The sequence below is a fragment of the Enterobacter sp. DC1 genome, from assembly GCF_000568075.1.
GTDB lineage: Bacteria > Pseudomonadota > Gammaproteobacteria > Enterobacterales > Enterobacteriaceae > Enterobacter > Enterobacter asburiae.
The window spans coordinates 1-21,126 of record NZ_AZUA01000014.1; the positions used below are offsets into that span (position 1 = coordinate 1).

A 21,126-nucleotide genomic window follows, 5' to 3' on the forward strand; every position below is an offset into this window, starting at 1 on the left:
CAGAGACTTGGTATTCATTTTTCGTCTTGCGACGTTAAGAATCCATGTCACTTTGAGTGCCCACACAGATTGTCTGATAAATTGTTAAAGAGCAGTGCAACGCGGCTTTCGCTCACCGTTGCGAGGTGGCGTATATTACGCTTTCCTCTTTCAGAGTCAACCCGTTATTTCAGGATTTTTTCTCTTCAACCGAACCGGCTGTTGTGTGAAGTGATTCACATCCGCCGTGTCGATGGAGGCGCATTATAGGGAGTTCTCAGCAGGCCGCAACCGCTAAATGACAGAAAAATGACTGACTGCTGCATTCCACAGCAAAACCCCGCCTTATACCTTTTTACACACAGACTTATCCACAATGATACGAAAAAGTGAAAATGTGCGAGCGTTGCGCAAACGTTTTCGTTAAAATGCTCGCGCTTAACAAGGATGCCCCGTCAGGTGTGTTAGATGAGTTTTTCGCAGGAAAATTCATCTAACGCTCTCTGTAATCGTGAAATCCAGGGGATTTACCATGCAACAACGTCGTCCAGTCCGCCGCGCTCTGCTCAGTGTTTCTGATAAAGCCGGTATCGTCGAATTCGCTCAGGCACTTTCCGCACGCGGTGTGGAGCTGCTTTCTACAGGCGGTACCGCTCGCCTGTTAGCAGATAAAGGTCTGCCGGTAACCGAAGTGTCCGATTACACCGGTTTCCCGGAAATGATGGATGGACGCGTCAAAACCCTGCACCCGAAAGTACACGGCGGTATTCTTGGTCGTCGCGGCCAGGACGACGCCATTATGGAACAGCATGACATCGCGCCAATCGACATGGTGGTTGTTAACCTCTACCCGTTTGCCCAGACCGTTGCCCGCGAAGGCTGTTCTCTGGAAGATGCCGTAGAGAATATTGATATCGGCGGCCCAACCATGGTGCGCTCCGCGGCCAAGAACCATAAAGATGTGGCCATCGTCGTAAAGAGCAGCGATTACGAAACCATTATTAATGAGATGGATGCCAACGAAGGGTCACTGACGCTTGAAACGCGTTTCGACCTCGCCATCAAAGCCTTCGAGCACACCGCGGCGTACGACAGCATGATCGCCAACTACTTCGGTAGCCTGGTACCCGCTTACCACGGTGAAAGCAAAGAGCCTTCCGGCCGCTTCCCGCGCACCCTGAACCTGAACTTCATTAAGAAGCAGGATATGCGCTACGGCGAGAACAGCCACCAGCAGGCAGCCTTCTATATAGAAGAAGAGGTAAAAGAAGCCTCTGTTGCGACCGCTCAGCAGGTACAGGGCAAAGCGCTCTCCTATAACAACATTGCCGACACCGACGCCGCGCTGGAGTGCGTGAAAGAGTTCAGCGAGCCGGCCTGCGTTATCGTTAAGCACGCCAACCCATGCGGCGTCGCGGTAAGCACCTCTATTCTGGATGCCTACGATCGCGCCTACAAAACCGACCCGACCTCTGCTTTCGGCGGCATTATCGCCTTCAACCGCGAGCTGGATGCTGAAACGGCTCAGGCCATCATCTCCCGCCAGTTCGTTGAAGTGATCATCGCGCCATCCGCATCCGAAGAAGCGCTGAAAATCACCGCAGCAAAACAGAACGTGCGCGTACTGGTTTGCGGCCAGTGGGCAGAACGCGTTCCGGGCCTGGACTTCAAGCGCGTGAACGGCGGCCTGCTGGTTCAGGACCGCGATCTGGGTATGGTGACAGAAGCCAACCTGCGCGTGGTGACCAAGCGTCAGCCGAGCGAACAGGAACTGCGTGACGCGCTGTTCTGCTGGAAGGTTGCGAAGTTCGTTAAATCCAACGCTATCGTCTACGCGAAAGAGAACATGACCATCGGAATAGGTGCAGGCCAGATGAGCCGCGTCTACTCCGCGAAAATCGCGGGCATTAAAGCAGGCGATGAAGGTCTGGAAGTGAAAGGCTCCGCCATGGCTTCTGACGCATTCTTCCCGTTCCGCGACGGTATCGACGCGGCGGCTGCAGTGGGCATCACCTGTGTGATCCAGCCTGGCGGCTCAATCCGCGACGACGAAGTGATTGCCGCCGCCGACGAACACGGCATCGCGATGATCTTCACCGACATGCGCCACTTCCGCCATTAATTCCCGGAGCTGAAAATGAAAGTATTAGTAATTGGTAACGGCGGACGCGAGCACGCTCTGGCGTGGAAAGCGGCACAGTCTCCGCTGGTGAAAACAGTCTTCGTGGCACCGGGCAACGCCGGTACCGCGCTGGAACCCGCGCTGCAAAACGTGGCTATCAGCGTGACCGACATTCCGGCGCTGCTGAGCTTTGCCCAGAGCGAGAAAATCGATCTGACCATCGTCGGCCCGGAAGCGCCGCTGGTGATTGGCGTGGTGGATGCGTTCCGCGCGGCGGGTCTGACAATCTTCGGGCCAACGGAAGGCGCCGCGCAGCTGGAAGGCTCCAAAGCCTTCACCAAAGATTTCCTCGCGCGTCACAACATCCCGACGGCGGAATATCAGAATTTCACTGAAGTGGAGCCTGCTCTGGCCTACTTACGTGAGAAGGGCGCACCGATTGTTATCAAGGCCGACGGTCTGGCCGCCGGTAAAGGCGTTATCGTCGCGATGACCCTCGAAGAAGCAGAAGCCGCGGTTCAGGATATGCTGGCGGGCAACGCCTTTGGCGATGCGGGCCACCGCATCGTGATCGAAGAGTTCCTCGACGGTGAAGAAGCGAGCTTTATCGTGATGGTCGACGGCGAGCACGTTCTGCCGATGGCCACCAGCCAGGACCACAAGCGTGTGGGCAATGGCGATACCGGCCCGAATACTGGCGGAATGGGCGCTTACTCCCCCGCTCCGGTAGTGACTGACGAAGTCCACCAGCGCACCATGGATCGCGTCATCTGGCCAACCGTGAAAGGGATGGCGGCGGAAGGCAACACCTACACCGGTTTCCTCTATGCGGGTCTGATGATCGACAAGCAGGGTAACCCTAAGGTCATCGAATTCAACTGCCGCTTTGGCGATCCGGAAACGCAGCCCATCATGCTGCGCATGAAATCCGATCTGGTGGAACTGTGTCTGGCAGCCAGCGCAGGCAAGCTCGACGAGAAAACCTCAGAGTGGGACGAGCGTGCGTCTCTTGGCGTGGTGATTGCTGCGGGTGGTTACCCGGGCAACTACAACACCGGGGATGAAATCCACGGCCTGCCGCTGGAAGAGATTGACGGTGCGAAGGTGTTCCATGCGGGTACGAAGCTGGCTGACGACGATCGCGTCCTCACCAACGGCGGACGCGTGCTATGTGCAACCGCGCTGGGCCATACCGTGGCAGAAGCGCAGAAACGCGCCTATGCGCTGATGGCGGATATTCACTGGAACGGCAGCTTTAGCCGTCAGGATATCGGTTATCGTGCGATTGCGCGTGAGCAGGGCGAGTAAATTTCCCCTCACCCTAACCCTCTCCCTCAAGGGAGAGGGATCGTTCGTAGGCCGGATAAGCGTTAGCGCCATCCGGCTTAATCCACAGAACTCAGAAACTCTTCTCTGTCGGCTGCCAGGTGCAGAAGTCTTCGTTCGCCACCAGCAGCAGCTGAGAGCCTTCCGGCGCTTCCAGCCACGCCACACTCACTTCCATTGATGAATGACGCTGACGACGTTGTATGTGTTCGGTTGCCCAGGATTCGAGCTCAGGCTTGACCGTCTGCCCTTCGCAGGTGGTTACCGTCCCATCGGCATGCCAGCGCCCCTGGCGCAGCACAACGCGTCCCAGACGAAGCGCATCGCTGGTCTGGCGGATTTGTTCGGCACGATAACGGTAGAGGGCGATTTGATCGCTGGAAAGCTGCTGTTTTTGACCGCTGACTTCGCGCTGCATAAAGCTCAGCTCGCCATGGTCGTCAAAACGCACTTTCACGTGTTCGGGGGTCTTGCTGTAGACGTTCAGTTCAATCAGCGACAGGTCATCTCCCTGCCAGCGATATTCCGCCGTCGACGTATTGCCGTTATGCCACGGGCTGAAGGCAGAAAGCAGATGCACTTCGCCGCCGGAATCTTTGCGCCAGATCCTGACCGCGCCCTGGTTGTCCGCGTAACCGCTGGCGGTAAACGGCGGCAGGGAGGTGTCGTGGCTGCAGGCTGACAGCAGCAGCATGCCTGCCAGCGCGAGCGTTCCACGCCAGAAAGACAAAAGGGGCGTTACCGCCCCTTCGCTAAAACTGTTCACTGCCACGCGTCTTACTTAACAGCGTCTTTCAGTGCTTTACCAGAAACAAATGCCGGCACGTTAGCTGCGGCGATTTTGATTTCTTTACCGGTCTGCGGGTTGCGGCCAGTACGCTCAGCGCGGTGGTTCACTTTGAAGGTACCGAAACCAACCAGTTGCACAGCATCGCCTTCTTTCAGAGACTCAGTAATAGCAGCCAGGGTAGATTCCAGAGCAGCTTTAGCCTGCACTTTAGACAGATCAGCCTTGTCCGCAATTACATCAATCAGTTGAGTCTTGTTCATAAGTTATCCTTTCAATGTGTTTATCGCTTGCTAAGCATCGAGTGCGACGAAAATGCCAAAAAAGCACTCTCCTGCATACACGCACCGATAGCCACTTTTTTTCGCCCCCCAAATGTAGACCAGACAAGGGGCGAAAGGGAAGAGTCGAGGAGCGACAAAACGGGCGTTATCTCAAGTTTTCTTGTCTCATTGGTTAAAAATTATCCCAATATTGCTCTCACCAGCCTCTCGCAAGTCCGCGCGCAGCCCTTTTATCAGCTCGATATCGCGTTCTTCACACTCTGCCAGCAGGCGGAAAATTTCCCACTGAATGTCCCATTCTTGCTCAACCGCCGGGTTGGCACGCAGCTCTTCGTCGGTCATCTCGCGGCCTTCCTGGGTCATTTCCAGCATCGCGACGGTCGTAATGGATGCTTTACTGACTTCAATTGCGTGCTCCAGCGTTTCACCGCTCAGACGGGAGTGGAGCAGTTCGCTTAACGCCACGCAGGCATCAATCGCCGGGTAGACACCGTACAGGTCAAAATCATCCGCAGTCGGAATCGCCTCTTCCAGCTTTTCCAGCTGGGAGTCGAAGTTCACCTTCGCGTCTTTCACCGTCAGCGTTTCCCAGATCAGATCCAGAATGCGGCGGTAGATATGGCCATCACCAAAGCCCGTCTCCTTACAGAACGCGGCATAGTTGGGATACATGCGCTCGCACAGGCAAGCCATAAACGTCACGTGCTGCCAGCTTTCTACTTTCTCAAGGCGCAGGTGAATCGGGTTTTGTAGCATGATGATCTCTCGAATCGAAAATTAGGCGCAGTTTACCTGAATCACCGCTGAATTTCCTGCCAACGAACAAAAGCCGGACGCGAAGATGCCACGGCGTCTGCCCAGCGCGTCGGCTCCGGCAAGCGGTAGCCCTTCATGCAGCGCTGCACCCACGCCAGGGCGCTGTCCATGCTCACCCGGTGCCCGGTGGCGATAAAGAGCGGGTTACAGCGCGCCTTGCTGCGCCAGACCCACGCTAGCTGCTCACCTTTATGGATAAGCGGCGCCAGCGCGCCCGGCTCGGCTGAGAGAGGTTCAAACGCGCCGCACAGGCGTTTCTTGGCAACGCCAATGGTCGGCACATCCACCAGCAGCCCAAAGTGGCTGGCAACGCCTAAACGGCGCGGGTGTGAGATACCGTGTCCATCGACAAACAGCAGGTCAGGTTTTTGCGAGAGTTGCTCCCACGCTGCCAGCAGCGCAGGATATTCGCGGAAGGAGAGAAAGCCCGGAATGTACGGCATGGTGGTCGCGATACGCGCGACCTTGTACTCCACCAGCTCAAGCGAAGGGTATTTCAGTACCACCATCGCCGCTCGCGTCACTTCCCCACCCTGCTCGAATCCGACGTCTGCTCCGCCAATGTACTGCGGAGGATCCTTATCCAGACGATCCTCGCGGATCACCGATGAGGCCAGTTCGATTTGCTGAGCGCGTAGCGACGCGAGATCCATAACCACTCCTTACTTGTGATACTGGGCAGAAAGCCGATGCACCGCCTCCACAAATACGCCTGCGTGTTCTGGCGGCACATCCTGATGAATACCGTGGCCGAGGTTAAAGACATGGCCTTCACCCTGGCCGAAACCAGACAGTATAGTCGACACTTCTTCTTCAATGCGGGCTGGAGGCGCATAGAGCATGGACGGGTCCATATTTCCCTGCAGCGCCACTTTGTCGCCCACGCGGCGACGCGCATCGGCGATATCGGTGGTCCAGTCGAGGCCCAGCGCGTCGCAGCCGGTTGCCGCCATCGCTTCCAGCCACTGACCGCCACCTTTGGTGAACAGCGTCACCGGCACGCGGCGGCCTTCGTTTTCACGCAGCAGGCCGTCAACGATTTTGTGCATGTAGTACAGGGAGAACTGCTGATAGTCGCGCCCGGTCAGCACGCCGCCCCAGGTATCGAAAATCATCACCGACTGCGCACCGGCTTTAATCTGCGCGTTCAGATAGAGGGTAACGCTCTTCGCCAGCTTGTCGAGCAGCGCGTGCAGGGCCAGCGGCTCGGCGTACATCATTTTTTTAATCATGGTGAAGGCTTTGCTGCTGCCCCCTTCAACCATATAGGTTGCCAGCGTCCACGGGCTGCCGGAGAAGCCAATCAGCGGCACTTCACCTTTCAGCTCGCGGCGAATGGTGCGTACGGCGTTCATCACGTAGCCCAGCTCGCCTTCCGGATCGGGGATCGGCAGCTTATCCACGTCGGCTTTGCTTTTGATTGGAGAAGTGAAACGCGGACCTTCACCGGTTTCGAAGTACAGGCCAAGGCCCATTGCATCCGGAATGGTCAGAATATCCGAGAAGAGGATCGCAGCATCCAGCGGGAAGCGGCGCAGCGGCTGGAGCGTCACTTCGCAGGCCAGCTCGGCGTTTTTGCACAGCGACATAAAATCGCCCGCCTGCGCGCGCGTGGCTTTGTACTCTGGCAGATAGCGTCCCGCCTGGCGCATCATCCACACCGGGGTGACATCAACGGGCTGGCGCAGCAGCGCACGCAGATAACGATCGTTCTTCAGTTCGGTCATTTTTGCAGTTCCTTAAGCGTCATGGCCTCAGTGTAACACTACTCATACTCGGCCCGACACATCGCCACGGTATCTTCTATCAGGCGACGCGCCACCGTGCCCGGCGGAGGCAACAGCGGTAGATCGTCGTAGCGATACCAGTTTGCTTCCAGCAGCTCTTTCTGGTCGATAACGATCTCGCCGCTGTCGTATTCGGCCATAAATGCCGTCATCAGCGACTGCGGAAACGGCCACGGCTGGGAGGTGACGTAGCGCAGGTTCTTCACTTTGATCCCACTCTCCTCCATCACCTCGCGTGCCACAGCCTGCTCCAGCGTTTCGCCCACCTCGACGAAGCCGGCCAGCACGGTGTGAATGCCGTTGCGATGGCGGGTATGCTGCGCCAGCAGGATGGAATCCTCCCGGCGGATAGCGACGATAATGCATGGCGCAATCTGCGGATAGTAGCGTTCGCGGCAGTGGCTGCAGAGCATCGCCCACTCGGTTTTGCTCGGGCGCATGGTATGACCGCAGTAGCCGCAGTATTTATGCGAGCGGTAAAACTCTGCCAGCTGTACGCCGCGCCCCGCCAGCTGGAACAGCCCTACGTCCAGATCGAGCACCTGGCGAACGGATCCCATATCCTGGCGTCGAGCCTGTTGGATCAACCACACAGGAGCGCCTTGCCACTCGCCGATCTTCAGCGCGTGCTGGCCTACAAGATCGAACATTTCCGCTGCACCGTAGGGCAACTCTCCGGCAGGCAGCCATAATTTTTGTTCGTGACTGACGATCCACCAACCAAGATCTGATTTTTCAATAATACGATCCATATCTATTGCACTACCTTCGCTTCACTGACATGTTGTTAGCATTGTGGTTACATTCTGGATAAGCAGATTCAATCCTACATTTTGCGGAGTCGACCATGTTAAACCAGCTGCAAAGCCTGACTGAGCGCGTTAGAGGAAGTAACAAACTGGTGGATCGCTGGCTACATGTGCGCAAGCATCTACTCGTGGCTTATTACAATCTGGTCGGTATTAAGCCTGGCAAAGAATCGTTTATGCGACTGAATGAAAAAGCGCTGGATGATTTTTGTCAGGGCCTGGTCGACTATCTGTCCGACGGCCATTTCAATATTTATGAACGCATTATCCGCGAAATGGAAGGGACAACACCCTATTTAGCGGCCAGCAAGCTCTATCCGCTGCTGGAAGCCAACACCCAGCAGATCATGGATTACTATGATTCCGCGCTCGAGAACGCCATCGATCACGATAACTATCTTGAGTTCCAGCAGGCGCTATCCGACCTCGGCGAAGCGCTGGAAGAGCGATTCACGCTGGAAGATAAGCTGATCGCCCTCGTGCTGGACAATGATTTGAACATCAGTAACGAAGAGAACGTCGCGCGCCCTGCTTGAGTTCTTCATCGTTAACGAGTAATTTACAACCATTCGCCCCTCTCACGAGGGGGATTTTTCTTGTCGGAGTGCCCAGTGTGAAAGCACGGGCTGAGACCGTTAATTCGGGATCCGCGGAACCTGATCAGGCTAATACCTGCGAAGGGAACAAGAGTCACACTGCTGTTGTATCGCCTGAGGGCGATCCTCTCTTGCTTCATCCGTCGTCTGACAAGCCATGTCCTTCACTTTTGGAATGAGCTATGTCTACTGCAAAACTGACCCGCCGCGAACAGCGCGCACAGGCCCAACACTTCATCGACACGCTGGAAGGCACCGCTTTCCCGAACTCGAATCGCATCTATATTTCCGGCTCGCAGGCCGATATCCGCGTCCCAATGCGCGAAATTCAGCTCAGCCCGACGCTTATCGGCGGCAGCAAAGATAACCCGCAGTATGAAGACAACGAAGCCGTGCCGGTGTATGACACCTCCGGCCCGTACGGTGACCCTGATGTTGCCATCAACGTCCAGCAGGGTCTGGCTAAGCTGCGCCAGCCGTGGATTGATGCGCGTAACGACTGTGAAGAGCTGAGCGTCCTGAGTTCTGCGTATACCAAAGAGCGCCTGGCCGACGACGGTCTGGACGAGCTGCGCTTTACCGGCCTGCTGACGCCAAAACGCGCTAAGGCGGGCAAATGCGTGACCCAGCTGCACTACGCGCGCCGGGGCATCGTCACGCCGGAAATGGAGTTCATCGCCATCCGCGAAAACATGGGCCGCGAGCGCATCCGTAGCGAAGTGCTGCGCTATCAGCATCCGGGTGAAGGCTTTGGCGCTCGCCTGCCGGAGAACATCACGCCGGAGTTTGTGCGTGACGAAGTGGCCGCAGGCCGCGCGATTATCCCCGCCAACATCAACCACCCGGAATCCGAGCCGATGATTATCGGCCGCAACTTCCTGGTGAAGGTCAACGCGAACATCGGTAACTCGGCCGTGACCTCCTCCATCGAAGAAGAGGTGGAAAAGCTGGTCTGGTCCACGCGCTGGGGTGCGGACACGGTAATGGACCTCTCCACTGGACGCTATATTCACGAAACCCGCGAGTGGATCCTGCGTAACAGCCCGGTACCGATTGGCACCGTCCCGATTTATCAGGCGCTGGAGAAGGTCAACGGCATTGCCGAAGACCTCACCTGGGAAGCGTTCCGCGACACGCTGCTGGAGCAGGCCGAGCAGGGCGTGGACTACTTCACCATTCACGCGGGCGTACTGCTGCGCTACGTGCCGATGACGGCGAAGCGTCTGACCGGTATCGTCTCGCGCGGCGGTTCCATCATGGCGAAGTGGTGCCTGTCACATCATCAGGAAAACTTCCTCTACGAACACTTCCGCGAGATCTGCGAAATCTGCGCTGCCTACGACGTATCACTATCTCTGGGCGACGGCCTGCGTCCGGGCTCTATTCGCGACGCGAATGACGAAGCGCAGTTTGCCGAGCTGCACACGCTGGGCGAGCTGACCAAAATCGCCTGGGAGTATGACGTGCAGGTGATGATTGAAGGCCCGGGCCACGTGCCGATGCAGATGATCCGCCGCAACATGACCGAGGAGCTGGAGCACTGCCACGAAGCGCCGTTCTACACCCTGGGACCGTTGACCACCGATATTGCACCGGGCTACGACCACTTCACGTCAGGCATTGGGGCGGCGATGATCGGCTGGTTCGGCTGCGCCATGCTCTGCTACGTAACGCCGAAAGAGCACCTCGGCCTGCCAAACAAAGAGGACGTGAAGCAGGGGCTGATCACCTACAAAATTGCCGCCCACGCGGCGGATCTGGCCAAAGGCCACCCGGGCGCGCAAATCCGCGATAACGCCATGTCGAAGGCGCGCTTCGAATTCCGCTGGGAAGACCAGTTCAACCTGGCGCTGGACCCGTTCACCGCCCGCGCCTATCACGACGAAACCCTCCCGCAGGAATCAGGCAAAGTCGCACACTTCTGCTCTATGTGCGGGCCGAAGTTCTGCTCGATGAAAATCAGCCAGGAGGTGCGCGACTACGCCGCCGCGCAGACCATTGAAGTGGGTATGGCGGACATGTCTGAGACCTTCCGCGCCAAAGGCGGCGAAATCTACCTCAAAAAAGAGGAGGCGTAATGTATAAGCCCGATTTCCCGCCTGTCCCCTTCCGTTTAGGGCTCTATCCGGTGGTGGACAGCGTGGAGTGGATAGAGCGCCTGCTGGAGACAGGCGTTCGAACGATCCAGCTGCGCATCAAGGATAAACGCGATGACGAGGTGGAAGCCGATGTGGTTGCCGCCATCGCGCTTGGGCGTCGGCATAACGCCCGCCTGTTTATTAACGACTACTGGCGGCTGGCGGTTAAGCACCAGGCTTACGGCGTGCATCTGGGCCAGGAGGATCTGGAAACAACGGATCTGAACGCTATCCGCGATGCCGGGCTGCGTCTTGGCGTGTCAACGCACGATGGCATGGAGATCGACGTGGCGCTGGCGGCCCGTCCCTCTTACATCGCGCTGGGTCACGTTTTCCCGACGCAAACCAAGCAGATGCCCTCCGCACCGCAGGGTCTGACCCAGCTGGCGAGTCACGTGAAACGCCTTGCCGATTACCCTACCGTCGCCATTGGCGGAATCAGCCTTGAACGCGCCCCGGCGGTGCTGGAGACCGGCGTCGGCAGTATCGCCGTCGTCAGCGCCATCACCCAGGCCGCAGACTGGCGTCTCGCCACCGAACAGCTGTTACAGCTGGCAGGAGCGGGTGATGAACGATCGTGATTTTATGCGCTACAGCCGTCAGATCCTGCTGGAAGATATCGCCATCGACGGGCAGCAAAAACTGCTCGCCAGCCGGGTGCTGATTGTCGGTCTGGGTGGATTAGGCACGCCCGCCGCGCTTTATCTGGCAGGTGCGGGCATCGGTACGCTGGTGCTGGCCGACGACGACGAGGTTCACCTCAGCAACCTGCAGCGACAAATCCTCTTTACCACCGAAGATATCAACCAGCCGAAAGCGCAAATCACCCGACAGCGCCTGAACCAGCTCAACCCGGATATCGAGCTGATTGCCCTGCAGGATCGGCTCAGCGGTGAAAGCCTGCGCCGTGAGGTCGCCCTTGCCGATGTGGTGCTGGACTGCACGGACAACATGGCGACGCGCCAGGCGATTAACGCTGCCTGCGTGGCAAGTAATACGCCGCTTATCACCGCCAGCGCGGTGGGTTTCGGCGGGCAGATGATGGTCCTGACCCCGCCGTGGTCGCAGGGCTGCTATCGCTGCCTGTGGCCGGATGATGCAGAGCCGTCGCGCAACTGCCGTACGGCGGGCATTCTTGGTCCGGTGGTCGGCGTAATGGGCACAATGCAGGCGCTGGAGGCAATCAAGCTGCTCAGCGGCATGGAAACGGAACGCAATACGCTGCGGCTGTTTGATGCCCGCTCCAGCGGATGGCGCCATCTGGCCTTACACCGCGCCAGCCGCTGCCCGGTATGCGGAGGTCGCGATGCGCATTCTGTTTAACGATGAGCCGATGAGATGCGACGACGGGCTCACCGTTGCGGTACTGCTCGACAAGCTGCGTCAGCTGAAGCCGGGAACGGCGCTGGCGCTCAATCAACAGATCCTGCCGCGCGAGCAGTGGGAACATCAGCAGGTCAATGACGGCGACCAGATCCTGCTGTTTCAGGTTATCGCAGGGGGCTGAGATGTTACGTATTGCCGATAAAGTCTTTGATTCACATCTGTTTACCGGAACCGGAAAATTCGCCTCGCCGCAGCTGATGGTGGATGCCATTCGCGAAAGCGGCAGCCAGCTGGTGACGCTGGCGCTCAAGCGTGTGGATCTGCGTCATCACAGCGATGCCATTCTTGCACCGTTGCTGGAAGCTGGCGTCACGCTGCTGCCCAACACCTCCGGTGCCAAAACGGCCGAAGAGGCGATTTTCGCCGCGCAGCTGGCCCGCGAGGCGCTCGGCACCCGCTGGCTGAAGCTGGAAATTCATCCTGACGCCCGCTGGCTGCTGCCCGACCCCATCGAAACGCTGAAAGCGGCTGAAAAGCTGGTGCAGCAGGGGTTTACCGTCCTGCCTTACTGCGGCGCCGACCCTGTCCTGTGCAAACGGCTGGAAGAGGTCGGCTGCGCCGCCGTCATGCCGCTGGGCGCCCCCATTGGCTCCAACCAGGGGCTGGAAACCCGCGCGATGCTGGAGATCATTATTGAGCAGGCTACCGTACCGGTGGTGGTTGATGCGGGCATCGGCGTGCCCAGCCATGCCGCGCAGGCGCTGGAGATGGGCGCCGACGCGGTGCTGGTCAATACGGCCATCGCGGTTGCCGACGATCCGGTCATGATGGCGCGTGCGTTCCGCATGGCCGTAGAGGCTGGCCTGCTGGCAAGGGAGTCCGGTCCCGGCTCGCGCAGTTTCCAGGCGCAGGCCACCAGCCCGCTGACCGGTTTTCTGGAGGCGATCTCATGAGCACGTTTACCGAGCGCTGGCGGCAGCTTAGCTGGGACGACATTGCCCTGCGCATCAACAGCAAAACGGTGGCTGACGTGGAGCGCGCGCTGCATGCCCGCCATCTGACCCGCGAGGATCTGATGGCTCTGCTCTCCCCGGCGGCCAGCGCGTACCTCGAACCGATGGCCCAGCGAGCGCAGCGGCTCACCCGCCAGCGTTTTGGCAACACGGTGAGCTTCTACGTGCCGCTCTATCTCTCAAACCTGTGCGCCAATGACTGCACCTACTGCGGTTTTTCCATGAGCAACCGCATCAGGCGTAAAACGCTCGATGAAGATGAGATTACCCGCGAGTGCGCGGCCATTCGTGAAATGGGCTTTGAACATCTTCTGCTGGTCACGGGCGAACATCAGGGAAAAGTGGGAATGGACTATTTCCGTCAGCACCTTCCCGCCATTCGTCGTCAGTTTGCGTCGTTGCAGATGGAAGTACAGCCCCTGGCGCAGGAGGAGTACGCGGAGCTCAAAATCCTCGGGCTGGACGGGGTCATGGTCTACCAGGAAACCTACCACGAGGCGACGTACGCCCGGCACCACCTGAAGGGCAAGAAACAGGATTTCTTTTTCCGGCTGGAAACGCCGGACAGGCTGGGTCGCGCGGGGATCGACAAAATCGGTCTGGGGGCGCTGATCGGGCTCTCTGACAGCTGGCGGGTGGATTGTTACATGGTGGCGGAACATTTGCTGTGGCTCCAGCAGCACTACTGGCAGAGCCGTTATTCCATCTCCTTCCCGCGCCTGAGACCTTGCGCGGGCGGGATTGAACCGGCTTCGCTAATGGATGAACGCCAGCTGGTGCAGACCATCTGCGCGTTTCGCCTGCTCGCCCCGGAAGTGGAATTATCGCTCTCAACGCGTGAGTCCCCGGCGTTTCGCGATCGCGTTATCCCGCTTGCGATTAACAACGTCAGCGCGTTTTCCAAAACGCAGCCAGGTGGCTATGCCGACGATCGTCCGGAGCTGGAGCAGTTTGTGCCGCATGACGGGCGACGTCCTGAAGCGGTCGCCGCAGCTCTGACGGCCCAGGGTCTTCAGCCTGTCTGGAAAGACTGGGACAGCTGGCTGGGAAGAGCCTCGCAATGACGCTGAAACGCACTGCAACACCATAAAAAATTGTCGAGGCGCTACGAAAAGGCAAAACCGGGTGGTTGTCAGCGATCGTCCGGTTTTTTATTGTCACACGGTCAGCAACGGATGCTGACCAGGGCGAAAAGCTTCTTCCTCGTTTCGCCCTGCCTCTGGTTCATTGCACAAACGACCGCCAGCAAGCTGAATAAGTATTTTCTTAATGGTTCTTAAGATAAATCATCCCGCCAGAAATCGTGTGCCGTATAATTCACCGCTAACCGCAGGACAGCGACTATGCTGAGAGGATATCGGCAGACGAAAAGTATTCACCATCAGGAACGATGCACAGCTCATGGCACTTCACAGCAAAAAGCTCTCTTTTACCCGGCCAATCATGCTCAGCTTCGCGGGGATCCTCTGCAGTTTTGCAGTGATCGCGATCGCGGTGACGCTTTCGCAACGAAAGGATTTTCTTGAGGATTATCATCAGATCAACAGCAATTTCACGCACAACCTGGCGGTGAACTACACCGAGTCTATCCTGCGTGAAAACGACTATATCCTGGGCCGTTCCGCGATGTACTTTGCCCGCGACGACAGGCTAAACGAGACGCTCAACGTCAACCCGACGCAGGGGCTGCAGATGATGATGCATTTGCAAAACCTGATGCCGACCGTGTCCTCCATCTCGCTGGCGGACACGCAGGGGCATTATCTCCGCGCGCCGGAAGTGCTCCCCACGGAGAAGAGTAAAACCTTCGATCCCCGGACGCGGCCGTGGTTTATCGCGCAGGCTGAAGCCAGTATCTTCAGCCACTATACTCGCCCGTACATGGACTACTTCACCGGCCATCCGACGGTCACACTCTATAAGCCATTGATTTCACCCGAAGGCAGACTGAAGGGAACGATCGCGTTTCATCTCGATTTGACGTCAATGGGCTTTACACTGCGACAGATGGTGGCGCCCGTTCAGGGGGAATTCTTCGTCGTTGAACGCGACGGCGCCGTTGTGCTTCACCCGGATACAGGCGCGCTCTTCAAACAGTACGTGAGCGAAGCGCTGATGGACAAAATGACCAGCGGCGAAGGCCACCTATACGACAAGAAAAGCAACGCCTGGTATTACTACTACTCATTTACCAATCCGGACTGGTTTGTCATCTATAGGGTCTCTGGCGAGACGCTCACCGATATCACCCGCCACGAAACGACGATCGTTGGCTGGGGGTTTGCGCTGGCGGCCATCATCATCATCCTCTTCGGCTTATATCTCCGCCACGCCTCGCGTAGCGTACTGATGCACATTATCAATGCCATCAAAACCGGCGACGTCAGCGAGGCGCCGCGGCTGGAAGCGATGCTGAGCCATACTATCCAGTCCAATAAAGAGCGTGAGATGGCCTATGTTCGCCAGGCCACTCACGATGCGCTGACGGGCTGTAAAAACCGCCGCGCGTTCGATAGCGATATTGCGGAGCTGCTGAATGCCCAGCAGCCTTTCGCGATGGCGCTGGTGGACATTGATAACTTCAAGTCGATTAACGACACGCTGGGCCACCTGACCGGTGATATCGTTCTGCGCAACGTGGCCCGCGAAGGGATCCAGATCATGCAGCCGCATCACGTCTCAATTTACCGCTATGGTGGAGAAGAGTTCGCAATAATCTTCCAGGCTGAGCAGATGACGTCTGCGCTCTCATTGCTGGAAGCGTGGCGTATCGCAGTTGAAAAACGCGTCTGGCGAGAAGAAAACCTGCGGGTGACGTTCAGCGGCGGTCTTGGGGAGTGGCATTTTGAACCGCTGGAGCAATTTGTCGGAAGCGTTGATAACGCCCTCTACAGCGCCAAACAGCAGGGCAAAAACCGCATCAACCGAACGTCCATCAGCTAATCCTCCCTCTTTCACCCTGCCCGTTTCGACGGGCCGGGTACCCGACAATGCAAAATTGTAACCGGTTTCAGAAAATCACCGGTTTCTTTGTGATGCCTGACACACAATCGCGGTAAACCGGTTGTTGAAGCGGTCTGCACGGGATAATTATCAATAAACACATGTAGATCGAGGCTGATTATGAAGAACATCGTTTTATGCTGTGCAGCGGGAATGTCAACCAGCATGCTGGTTCAACGTATGAAAGACGCCGCGCAGAAAAAAGGGGTTGAAGTCACCATTAAAGCCGTTCCGGTTGCGGAGTTTAAAGACAACATCGCGACGGCCGACATCGTATTGCTGGGGCCACAGGTTAAATACGAGCAGGCTAAACTTCAGGCGCAGGCCGAGCCGCTGGGTAAAAAGGTCGCGGTGATCGACATGATGGATTACGGCATGATGAAAGGCGATGCCGTACTGGAAAAAGCGCTCAAACTTCTGGAGTCATAATGGAAGACTTAGAAACCACGATAATGGAACTGCTGGTCAACGCCGGCGCGGCGCGCAGCGCGGCCCTGACGGCGTTACAGATGGCGCGTAAAGGTGAGTTTGACGAAGCTGAAAAAGCGATGGAAGAGTCGCGCGAATATGTGAAGCATGCGCACACGATCCAGACGCGGCTTATTGGTCTTGATGAAGGGACCGGGAAGCTTCCGGTAAACCTGATCACCGTCCACTCTCAGGATCACCTGATGAACGCGATGGTCATTCAGGATCTGGCGGGCGATATGATTGAGCTTTATCGACGGATCCCGTTGGTAAACTGATAACATACGGATGTAAAAAAACCCGCCGAGGCGGGTTTTTTATTGTCGGGTGGCGCTGCGCTTACCCGACCTGTGAGGCACATGCCCGGTAATGTTCATCACCGGGCATCAACGATTACTCGTTGTCGGAACCGCCCAGACCTGCGTTCAGCAGTTCTGCCAGGCTCGCGGATGCATCTTCAGCAGTCACCTGCGGTGCAGCTGGCAGTTCGCCCGCAGCACGACGACGCATACGATCCTGGTGGTACGCATAACCGGTACCCGCCGGGATCAGACGACCCACGATGACGTTCTCTTTCAGACCGCGCAGTTCATCACGCTTACCAGCAACAGCGGCTTCGGTCAGGACACGAGTCGTTTCCTGGAACGATGCTGCAGAGATGAAGGACTCGGTTGCCAGAGACGCTTTGGTGATACCCAGCAGATCGCGCGAGAAGGTCGCACCGATTTTGCCGTTAGCTTCCAGTTCGCGGTTAGCGATCTTGACGCGTGAGTATTCAACCTGCTCGCCTTCCAGGAACTCGGAGCTGCCTGCGTTTTCGATGGTTGCTTTACGCAGCATCTGACGAACGATAACTTCGATGTGCTTATCGTTAATCTTAACGCCCTGCAGACGGTAAACGTCCTGTACTTCGTTGGTGATGTAACGCGTTACCGCGTGTACGCCACGAAGACGCAGAATGTCGTGCGGAGCTTCTGGACCATCGGAAACCACGTCACCGCGTTCTACACGTTCACCTTCGAACACGTTGAGCTGACGCCATTTCGGAATCATCTCTTCGTACGGTTCGCTGCCATCTACTGGAGTGATAACCAGGCGGCGTTTCCCTTTGGTCTCTTTACCGAAGGAGATGATACCGCTGATTTCAGCCAGAATTGCAGGCTCTTTCGGACGACGTGCTTCGAACAGGTCCGCAACGCGTGGCAGACCACCGGTGATGTCCTTGGTACCGCTGGATTCCTGTGGAATACGCGCCAGAGCATCACCCGCACCGATCTGAATGCCATCTTCCAGCTGAACGATCGCTTTACCCGGCAGGAAGTACTGCGCAGGCATGTCGGTACCCGGGATCAGAACGTCGTTACCCTGAGCATCAACGATTTTCAGTGCAGGACGCAGATCTTTACCACCGGTAGTACGTTCAGCAGAATCCAGAACCACCAGAGAAGACAGACCGGTCAGCTCGTCGGTCTGACGAGTAATGGTCTGGCCGTCGATCATGTCAGTGAAGCGGATGAAACCACTTACTTCGGTGATAACCGGCATGGTGTGTGGATCCCAGTTTGCAACGGTTTCACCGCCGGCAACCTGCTCGCCATCACCTTTCGCCATAACCGCACCGTAAGGCACTTTATAGCTCTCTTTGGTACGACCGAATTCGTCGATCAGCTTCAGCTCGGTGTTACGAGAGGTCACAACCAGCTTGCCCGCGGAGTTAACAACAGACTTCGCGTTGCTGAGCTTGATGCTACCTTTGTTTTTCACCTGGATGCTGGATTCAGCAGCCGCACGAGATGCCGCACCACCGATGTGGAACGTACGCATCGTCAGCTGTGTACCCGGCTCACCGATGGACTGTGCCGCGATAACGCCGATTGCTTCACCTTTGTTGATGATGTGGCCACGCGCCAGGTCACGACCGTAGCAGTGCGCACATACACCAAAGTCGGTGTCACAGGATACAACGGAACGTACTTTCACGGAGTCAACAGAGTTCGCTTCCAGCAGGTCACACCAGTGCTCGTGCAGCAGCGTGTTGCGTGGAACCAGAATGTCTGCAGTACCCGGCTTCAGAATGTCTTCCGCAGTTACACGACCCAGAACGCGATCGCGCAGTGGCTCTTTAACATCACCACCCTCGATAACCGGGGTCATGGTGATACCTTCGAGGGTGCCACAATCGTCTTCGGTCACAACCAGATCCTGCGCAACGTCAACCAGACGACGCGTCAGATAACCGGAGTTCGCAGTTTTCAGTGCGGTATCCGCCAGACCTTTACGAGCACCGTGCGTGGAGATGAAGTACTGGAGTACGTTCAGACCTTCACGGAAGTTCGCGGTGATTGGCGTTTCGATGATGGAGCCATCTGGCTTCGCCATCAGACCACGCATACCTGCCAGCTGACGAATCTGTGCTGCGGAACCACGCGCACCGGAGTCGGCCATCATGTAGATGCTGTTGAAGGAAACCTGCTGCTCTTCTACGCCGTCACGGTTAATCACGGTTTCGGTCTGCAGGTTATCCATCATCGCTTTGGATACACGATCGTTCGCCGCTGCCCAGATATCGATAACTTTGTTATAGCGTTCGCCCGCGGTAACCAGACCAGACTGGAACTGCTCCTGGATCTCAGCAACTTCGGCTTCCGCTTCAGAGATGATCTCGTGTTTCTTCTCTGGGATGACCATGTCATCGATACCAACAGATGCACCTGAACGCGCTGCATAAGCAAAGCCGGTATACATTGTCTGGTCAGCGAAGATAACGGTCGGCTTCAGACCCAGAATGCGGTAACAGGTGTTCAGCATTTTGGAGATCGCTTTCTTGCCCAGCGCCTGGTTGACGATGGAGAAAGGCAGACCTTTCGGTACGATCATCCACAGAATGGCACGGCCAACGGTCGTGTCTTTCAGGCTGGTTTTCGCAACGAATTCGCCGTTTTCATCTTTTTCGTATTCGGTGATACGCACTTTAACGCGCGCATGCAGAGAGGCCAGGCCAGCGCGATAAATACGCTCAGCTTCTTTAGGGCCAGTCAGCACCATGCCTTCGCCTTTGGCGTTAACACAGTCACGGGTCATGTAGTACAGACCCAATACAACGTCCTGAGAAGGAACGATGATAGGTTCACCGTTCGCTGGAGACAGGATGTTGTTGGTAGACATCATCAGCGCACGCGCTTCGAGCTGGGCTTCCAGCGTCAGCGGTACGTGAACAGCCATCTGGTCACCATCGAAGTCGGCGTTATATGCCGCACAAACCAGCGGGTGCAGCTGGATAGCTTTACCTTCGATCAGAACTGGCTCAAATGCCTGGATACCCAAACGGTGCAGGGTTGGTGCACGGTTCAGCAGTACCGGGTGTTCGCGGATAACTTCGTCCAGGATATCCCAAACGACAGCTTCTTCACGCTCAACCATTTTCTTAGCGGCTTTGATGGTGGTGGCCAGGCCACGCAGTTCCAGCTTGCCGTAGATGAACGGTTTGAACAGCTCCAGTGCCATTTTCTTCGGCAGACCGCACTGATGCAGACGCAGGTATGGACCTACGGTGATTACAGAACGACCGGAGTAGTCAACACGCTTACCGAGCAGGTTCTGACGGAAACGACCCTGTTTACCTTTGATCATGTCGGCCAAAGATTTCAGAGGACGCTTGTTAGAACCGGTGATCGCACGACCGCGACGACCGTTATCCAGCAGGGCATCTACCGCTTCCTGCAGCATACGTTTTTCGTTGCGTACGATGATGTCCGGCGCAGCCAGATCCAGCAGACGTTTCAGACGGTTGTTACGGTTGATAACGCGACGATACAGATCGTTCAGATCGGACGTTGCGAAACGACCACCATCCAGCGGAACCAGTGGACGCAGATCTGGCGGCAGAACCGGCAGAACGGTCAGGATCATCCACTCTGGTTTGTTACCAGACTGAACGAACGCTTCCAGCAGTTTGATACGCTTGGTCAGCTTTTTACGTTTGGTTTCGGAGTTGGTTTCGTTCAGCTCTTCACGCAGCTGCTCGCACTCTTGCTCCAGATCCATGCTCTTCAGCAGGGCCTGAATAGCTTCCGCACCCATCTTCGCGTCGAATTCGTCACCGAACTCTTCCAGCGCGTCCAGATACTGCTCTTCAGTCAGGATCTGATGACGTTCCAGGTTCGTCATCCCGCCTTCGATAACCACATAAGATTCGAAGTACAGAACACGTTCGATATCGCGCAGCGGCATATCCAGCAGCAGACCGATACGGGACGGCAGAGATTTCAGGAACCAGATGTGAGCGGTCGGAGACGCCAGCTCGATGTGGCCCATGCGCTCACGACGCACTTTGGTCTGGGTCACTTCAACGCCGCACTTCTCACAGATCACACCACGGTGTTTCAGGCGCTTGTACTTACCGCACAGGCACTCGTAATCTTTTACTGGCCCGAAAATACGCGCACAGAAAAGGCCGTCACGCTCAGGTTTGAACGTACGGTAGTTGATGGTTTCCGGCTTTTTAACTTCACCGAATGACCATGAACGGATCATGTCTGGCGAAGCCAGAGCAATTTTGATCGCATCAAACTCTTCGGTTTTAGTCTGCGCTTTCAGAAACTTTAATAAATCTTTCACGGATTTGCTCCCGTCGGAGTTAGCACAATCTGGTGCCGGGGGTTAACCCGGCACC

Annotated in this window: 19 protein-coding genes and 1 riboswitch; of the genes, 12 read left to right on the forward strand and 7 right to left on the reverse strand. The window is 56.8% G+C overall.

Annotation, left to right across the window (positions count from 1 at the left end; genetic code table 11):
• Nucleotides 1-511: 511 nt before the first annotated feature.
• Both purH and purD read left to right on the forward strand, forming a co-directional pair.
• Nucleotides 512-2,101 carry a bifunctional phosphoribosylaminoimidazolecarboxamide formyltransferase/IMP cyclohydrolase gene (purH, locus tag P346_RS00150; protein WP_032662954.1) on the forward strand — a complete coding sequence of 530 codons (1,590 nt, stop codon included), beginning with the start codon at nucleotides 512-514 and terminating at the stop codon, nucleotides 2,099-2,101.
• 15 nt (nucleotides 2,102-2,116) lie between these two features.
• Nucleotides 2,117-3,409, forward strand: coding sequence for a phosphoribosylamine--glycine ligase (gene purD / locus P346_RS00145; RefSeq protein ID WP_032662956.1), 1,293 nt, complete (start codon nucleotides 2,117-2,119; stop codon nucleotides 3,407-3,409).
• Nucleotides 3,410-3,500: 91 nt separating this feature from the next.
• On the opposite strand, the gene P346_RS00140 is transcribed toward purD, so the two are convergent.
• The 6 genes from P346_RS00140 to nudC all read right to left on the reverse strand — a co-directional run bounded on the left by P346_RS00140 (nucleotide 3,501) and on the right by nudC (nucleotide 7,853).
• Entirely contained in the window at nucleotides 3,501-4,193 is a 693-nt protein-coding gene (locus P346_RS00140; protein WP_023309981.1) for a DUF1481 domain-containing protein, read from the reverse strand.
• Nucleotides 4,194-4,204: 11 nt separating this feature from the next.
• A complete protein-coding gene (hupA, locus tag P346_RS00135) occupies nucleotides 4,205-4,477 on the reverse strand; it encodes a nucleoid-associated protein HU-alpha (protein ID WP_002445246.1) in 273 nt (90 codons plus the stop codon).
• 186 nt (nucleotides 4,478-4,663) lie between these two features.
• Nucleotides 4,664-5,254, reverse strand: coding sequence for a YjaG family protein (locus tag P346_RS00130; protein WP_032662958.1), 591 nt, complete (start codon nucleotides 5,252-5,254; stop codon nucleotides 4,664-4,666).
• 41 nt (nucleotides 5,255-5,295) lie between these two features.
• Nucleotides 5,296-5,967: a deoxyribonuclease V gene (gene nfi / locus P346_RS00125; RefSeq protein WP_023309979.1), complete on the reverse strand. Its 672-nt coding sequence runs from the start codon at nucleotides 5,965-5,967 to the stop codon at nucleotides 5,296-5,298.
• A 9-nt stretch (nucleotides 5,968-5,976) separates the two neighbouring features.
• Nucleotides 5,977-7,041 carry a uroporphyrinogen decarboxylase gene (gene hemE, locus P346_RS00120; RefSeq protein ID WP_029742041.1) on the reverse strand — a complete coding sequence of 355 codons (1,065 nt, stop codon included), beginning with the start codon at nucleotides 7,039-7,041 and terminating at the stop codon, nucleotides 5,977-5,979.
• Nucleotides 7,042-7,079: 38 nt separating this feature from the next.
• Nucleotides 7,080-7,853: an NAD(+) diphosphatase gene (gene nudC, locus P346_RS00115; protein ID WP_032662960.1), complete on the reverse strand. Its 774-nt coding sequence runs from the start codon at nucleotides 7,851-7,853 to the stop codon at nucleotides 7,080-7,082.
• 95 nt (nucleotides 7,854-7,948) lie between these two features.
• Between nudC and P346_RS00110 the strand changes: the two genes are divergently transcribed.
• From P346_RS00110 to P346_RS00065, 10 genes are all read left to right on the forward strand, one after another.
• A complete protein-coding gene (locus tag P346_RS00110) occupies nucleotides 7,949-8,446 on the forward strand; it encodes an Rsd/AlgQ family anti-sigma factor (RefSeq protein WP_032662962.1) in 498 nt (165 codons plus the stop codon).
• A 54-nt stretch (nucleotides 8,447-8,500) separates the two neighbouring features.
• Nucleotides 8,501-8,610: riboswitch (TPP riboswitch) on the forward strand.
• Nucleotides 8,611-8,688: 78 nt separating this feature from the next.
• A complete protein-coding gene (gene thiC, locus P346_RS00105) occupies nucleotides 8,689-10,584 on the forward strand; it encodes a phosphomethylpyrimidine synthase ThiC (protein WP_032662964.1) in 1,896 nt (631 codons plus the stop codon).
• Nucleotides 10,584-11,225 (forward strand): thiamine phosphate synthase, encoded by a 642-nt coding sequence (gene thiE, locus P346_RS00100; RefSeq protein ID WP_032662966.1) that lies wholly within the window; start codon nucleotides 10,584-10,586, stop codon nucleotides 11,223-11,225. Before thiC ends, thiE begins: the two co-directional genes overlap by 1 nt.
• Complete coding sequence (locus P346_RS00095) at nucleotides 11,212-11,967, forward strand: HesA/MoeB/ThiF family protein (RefSeq protein WP_032662968.1); 756 nt, start codon at nucleotides 11,212-11,214, stop codon at nucleotides 11,965-11,967. The genes thiE and P346_RS00095 overlap by 14 nt, the downstream gene beginning before the upstream one ends.
• Nucleotides 11,951-12,151 carry a sulfur carrier protein ThiS gene (gene thiS, locus P346_RS00090; RefSeq protein WP_023309972.1) on the forward strand — a complete coding sequence of 67 codons (201 nt, stop codon included), beginning with the start codon at nucleotides 11,951-11,953 and terminating at the stop codon, nucleotides 12,149-12,151. Before P346_RS00095 ends, thiS begins: the two co-directional genes overlap by 17 nt.
• 1 nt (nucleotide 12,152) lies before the next feature.
• Nucleotides 12,153-12,923, forward strand: a complete 771-nt coding sequence (gene thiG, locus P346_RS00085; protein WP_023334103.1) for a thiazole synthase — start codon at nucleotides 12,153-12,155, stop codon at nucleotides 12,921-12,923.
• Entirely contained in the window at nucleotides 12,920-14,047 is a 1,128-nt protein-coding gene (gene thiH, locus P346_RS00080) for a 2-iminoacetate synthase ThiH (RefSeq protein WP_032662970.1), read from the forward strand. The genes thiG and thiH overlap by 4 nt, the downstream gene beginning before the upstream one ends.
• A 337-nt stretch (nucleotides 14,048-14,384) precedes the next feature.
• A complete protein-coding gene (locus P346_RS00075; protein ID WP_032662971.1) occupies nucleotides 14,385-15,926 on the forward strand; it encodes a sensor domain-containing diguanylate cyclase in 1,542 nt (513 codons plus the stop codon).
• Between the two features lie 180 nt (nucleotides 15,927-16,106).
• Nucleotides 16,107-16,415 carry a PTS sugar transporter subunit IIB gene (locus P346_RS00070; RefSeq protein WP_023334100.1) on the forward strand — a complete coding sequence of 103 codons (309 nt, stop codon included), beginning with the start codon at nucleotides 16,107-16,109 and terminating at the stop codon, nucleotides 16,413-16,415.
• Entirely contained in the window at nucleotides 16,415-16,732 is a 318-nt protein-coding gene (locus P346_RS00065) for a PTS lactose/cellobiose transporter subunit IIA (RefSeq protein ID WP_032662973.1), read from the forward strand. The genes P346_RS00070 and P346_RS00065 overlap by 1 nt, the downstream gene beginning before the upstream one ends.
• Nucleotides 16,733-16,847: 115 nt before the next feature.
• On the opposite strand, the gene rpoC is transcribed toward P346_RS00065, so the two are convergent.
• Nucleotides 16,848-21,071, reverse strand: coding sequence for a DNA-directed RNA polymerase subunit beta' (gene rpoC, locus P346_RS00060; protein WP_023309968.1), 4,224 nt, complete (start codon nucleotides 21,069-21,071; stop codon nucleotides 16,848-16,850).
• Between the last annotated feature and the right edge of the window lie 55 nt (nucleotides 21,072-21,126).

Bases quoted from the DNA above. Each gene is read 5' to 3' on its own strand.
- purH (WP_032662954.1), top strand. From the start codon at position 512: ATGCAACAACGTCGTCCAGTCCGCCGCGCTCTGCTCAGTGTTTCTGAT.
- purD (WP_032662956.1), top strand. From the start codon at position 2,117: ATGAAAGTATTAGTAATTGGTAACGGCGGACGCGAGCACGCTCTGGCG.
- hupA (WP_002445246.1), bottom strand. From the start codon at position 4,477: ATGAACAAGACTCAACTGATTGATGTAATTGCGGACAAGGCTGATCTG.
- P346_RS00130 (WP_032662958.1), bottom strand. From the start codon at position 5,254: ATGCTACAAAACCCGATTCACCTGCGCCTTGAGAAAGTAGAAAGCTGG.
- nfi (WP_023309979.1), bottom strand. From the start codon at position 5,967: ATGGATCTCGCGTCGCTACGCGCTCAGCAAATCGAACTGGCCTCATCG.
- hemE (WP_029742041.1), bottom strand. From the start codon at position 7,041: ATGACCGAACTGAAGAACGATCGTTATCTGCGTGCGCTGCTGCGCCAG.
- nudC (WP_032662960.1), bottom strand. From the start codon at position 7,853: ATGGATCGTATTATTGAAAAATCAGATCTTGGTTGGTGGATCGTCAGT.
- P346_RS00110 (WP_032662962.1), top strand. From the start codon at position 7,949: ATGTTAAACCAGCTGCAAAGCCTGACTGAGCGCGTTAGAGGAAGTAAC.
- thiC (WP_032662964.1), top strand. From the start codon at position 8,689: ATGTCTACTGCAAAACTGACCCGCCGCGAACAGCGCGCACAGGCCCAA.
- thiE (WP_032662966.1), top strand. From the start codon at position 10,584: ATGTATAAGCCCGATTTCCCGCCTGTCCCCTTCCGTTTAGGGCTCTAT.
- P346_RS00095 (WP_032662968.1), top strand. From the start codon at position 11,212: ATGAACGATCGTGATTTTATGCGCTACAGCCGTCAGATCCTGCTGGAA.
- thiS (WP_023309972.1), top strand. From the start codon at position 11,951: ATGCGCATTCTGTTTAACGATGAGCCGATGAGATGCGACGACGGGCTC.
- thiG (WP_023334103.1), top strand. From the start codon at position 12,153: ATGTTACGTATTGCCGATAAAGTCTTTGATTCACATCTGTTTACCGGA.
- thiH (WP_032662970.1), top strand. From the start codon at position 12,920: ATGAGCACGTTTACCGAGCGCTGGCGGCAGCTTAGCTGGGACGACATT.
- P346_RS00075 (WP_032662971.1), top strand. From the start codon at position 14,385: ATGGCACTTCACAGCAAAAAGCTCTCTTTTACCCGGCCAATCATGCTC.
- P346_RS00070 (WP_023334100.1), top strand. From the start codon at position 16,107: ATGAAGAACATCGTTTTATGCTGTGCAGCGGGAATGTCAACCAGCATG.
- P346_RS00065 (WP_032662973.1), top strand. From the start codon at position 16,415: ATGGAAGACTTAGAAACCACGATAATGGAACTGCTGGTCAACGCCGGC.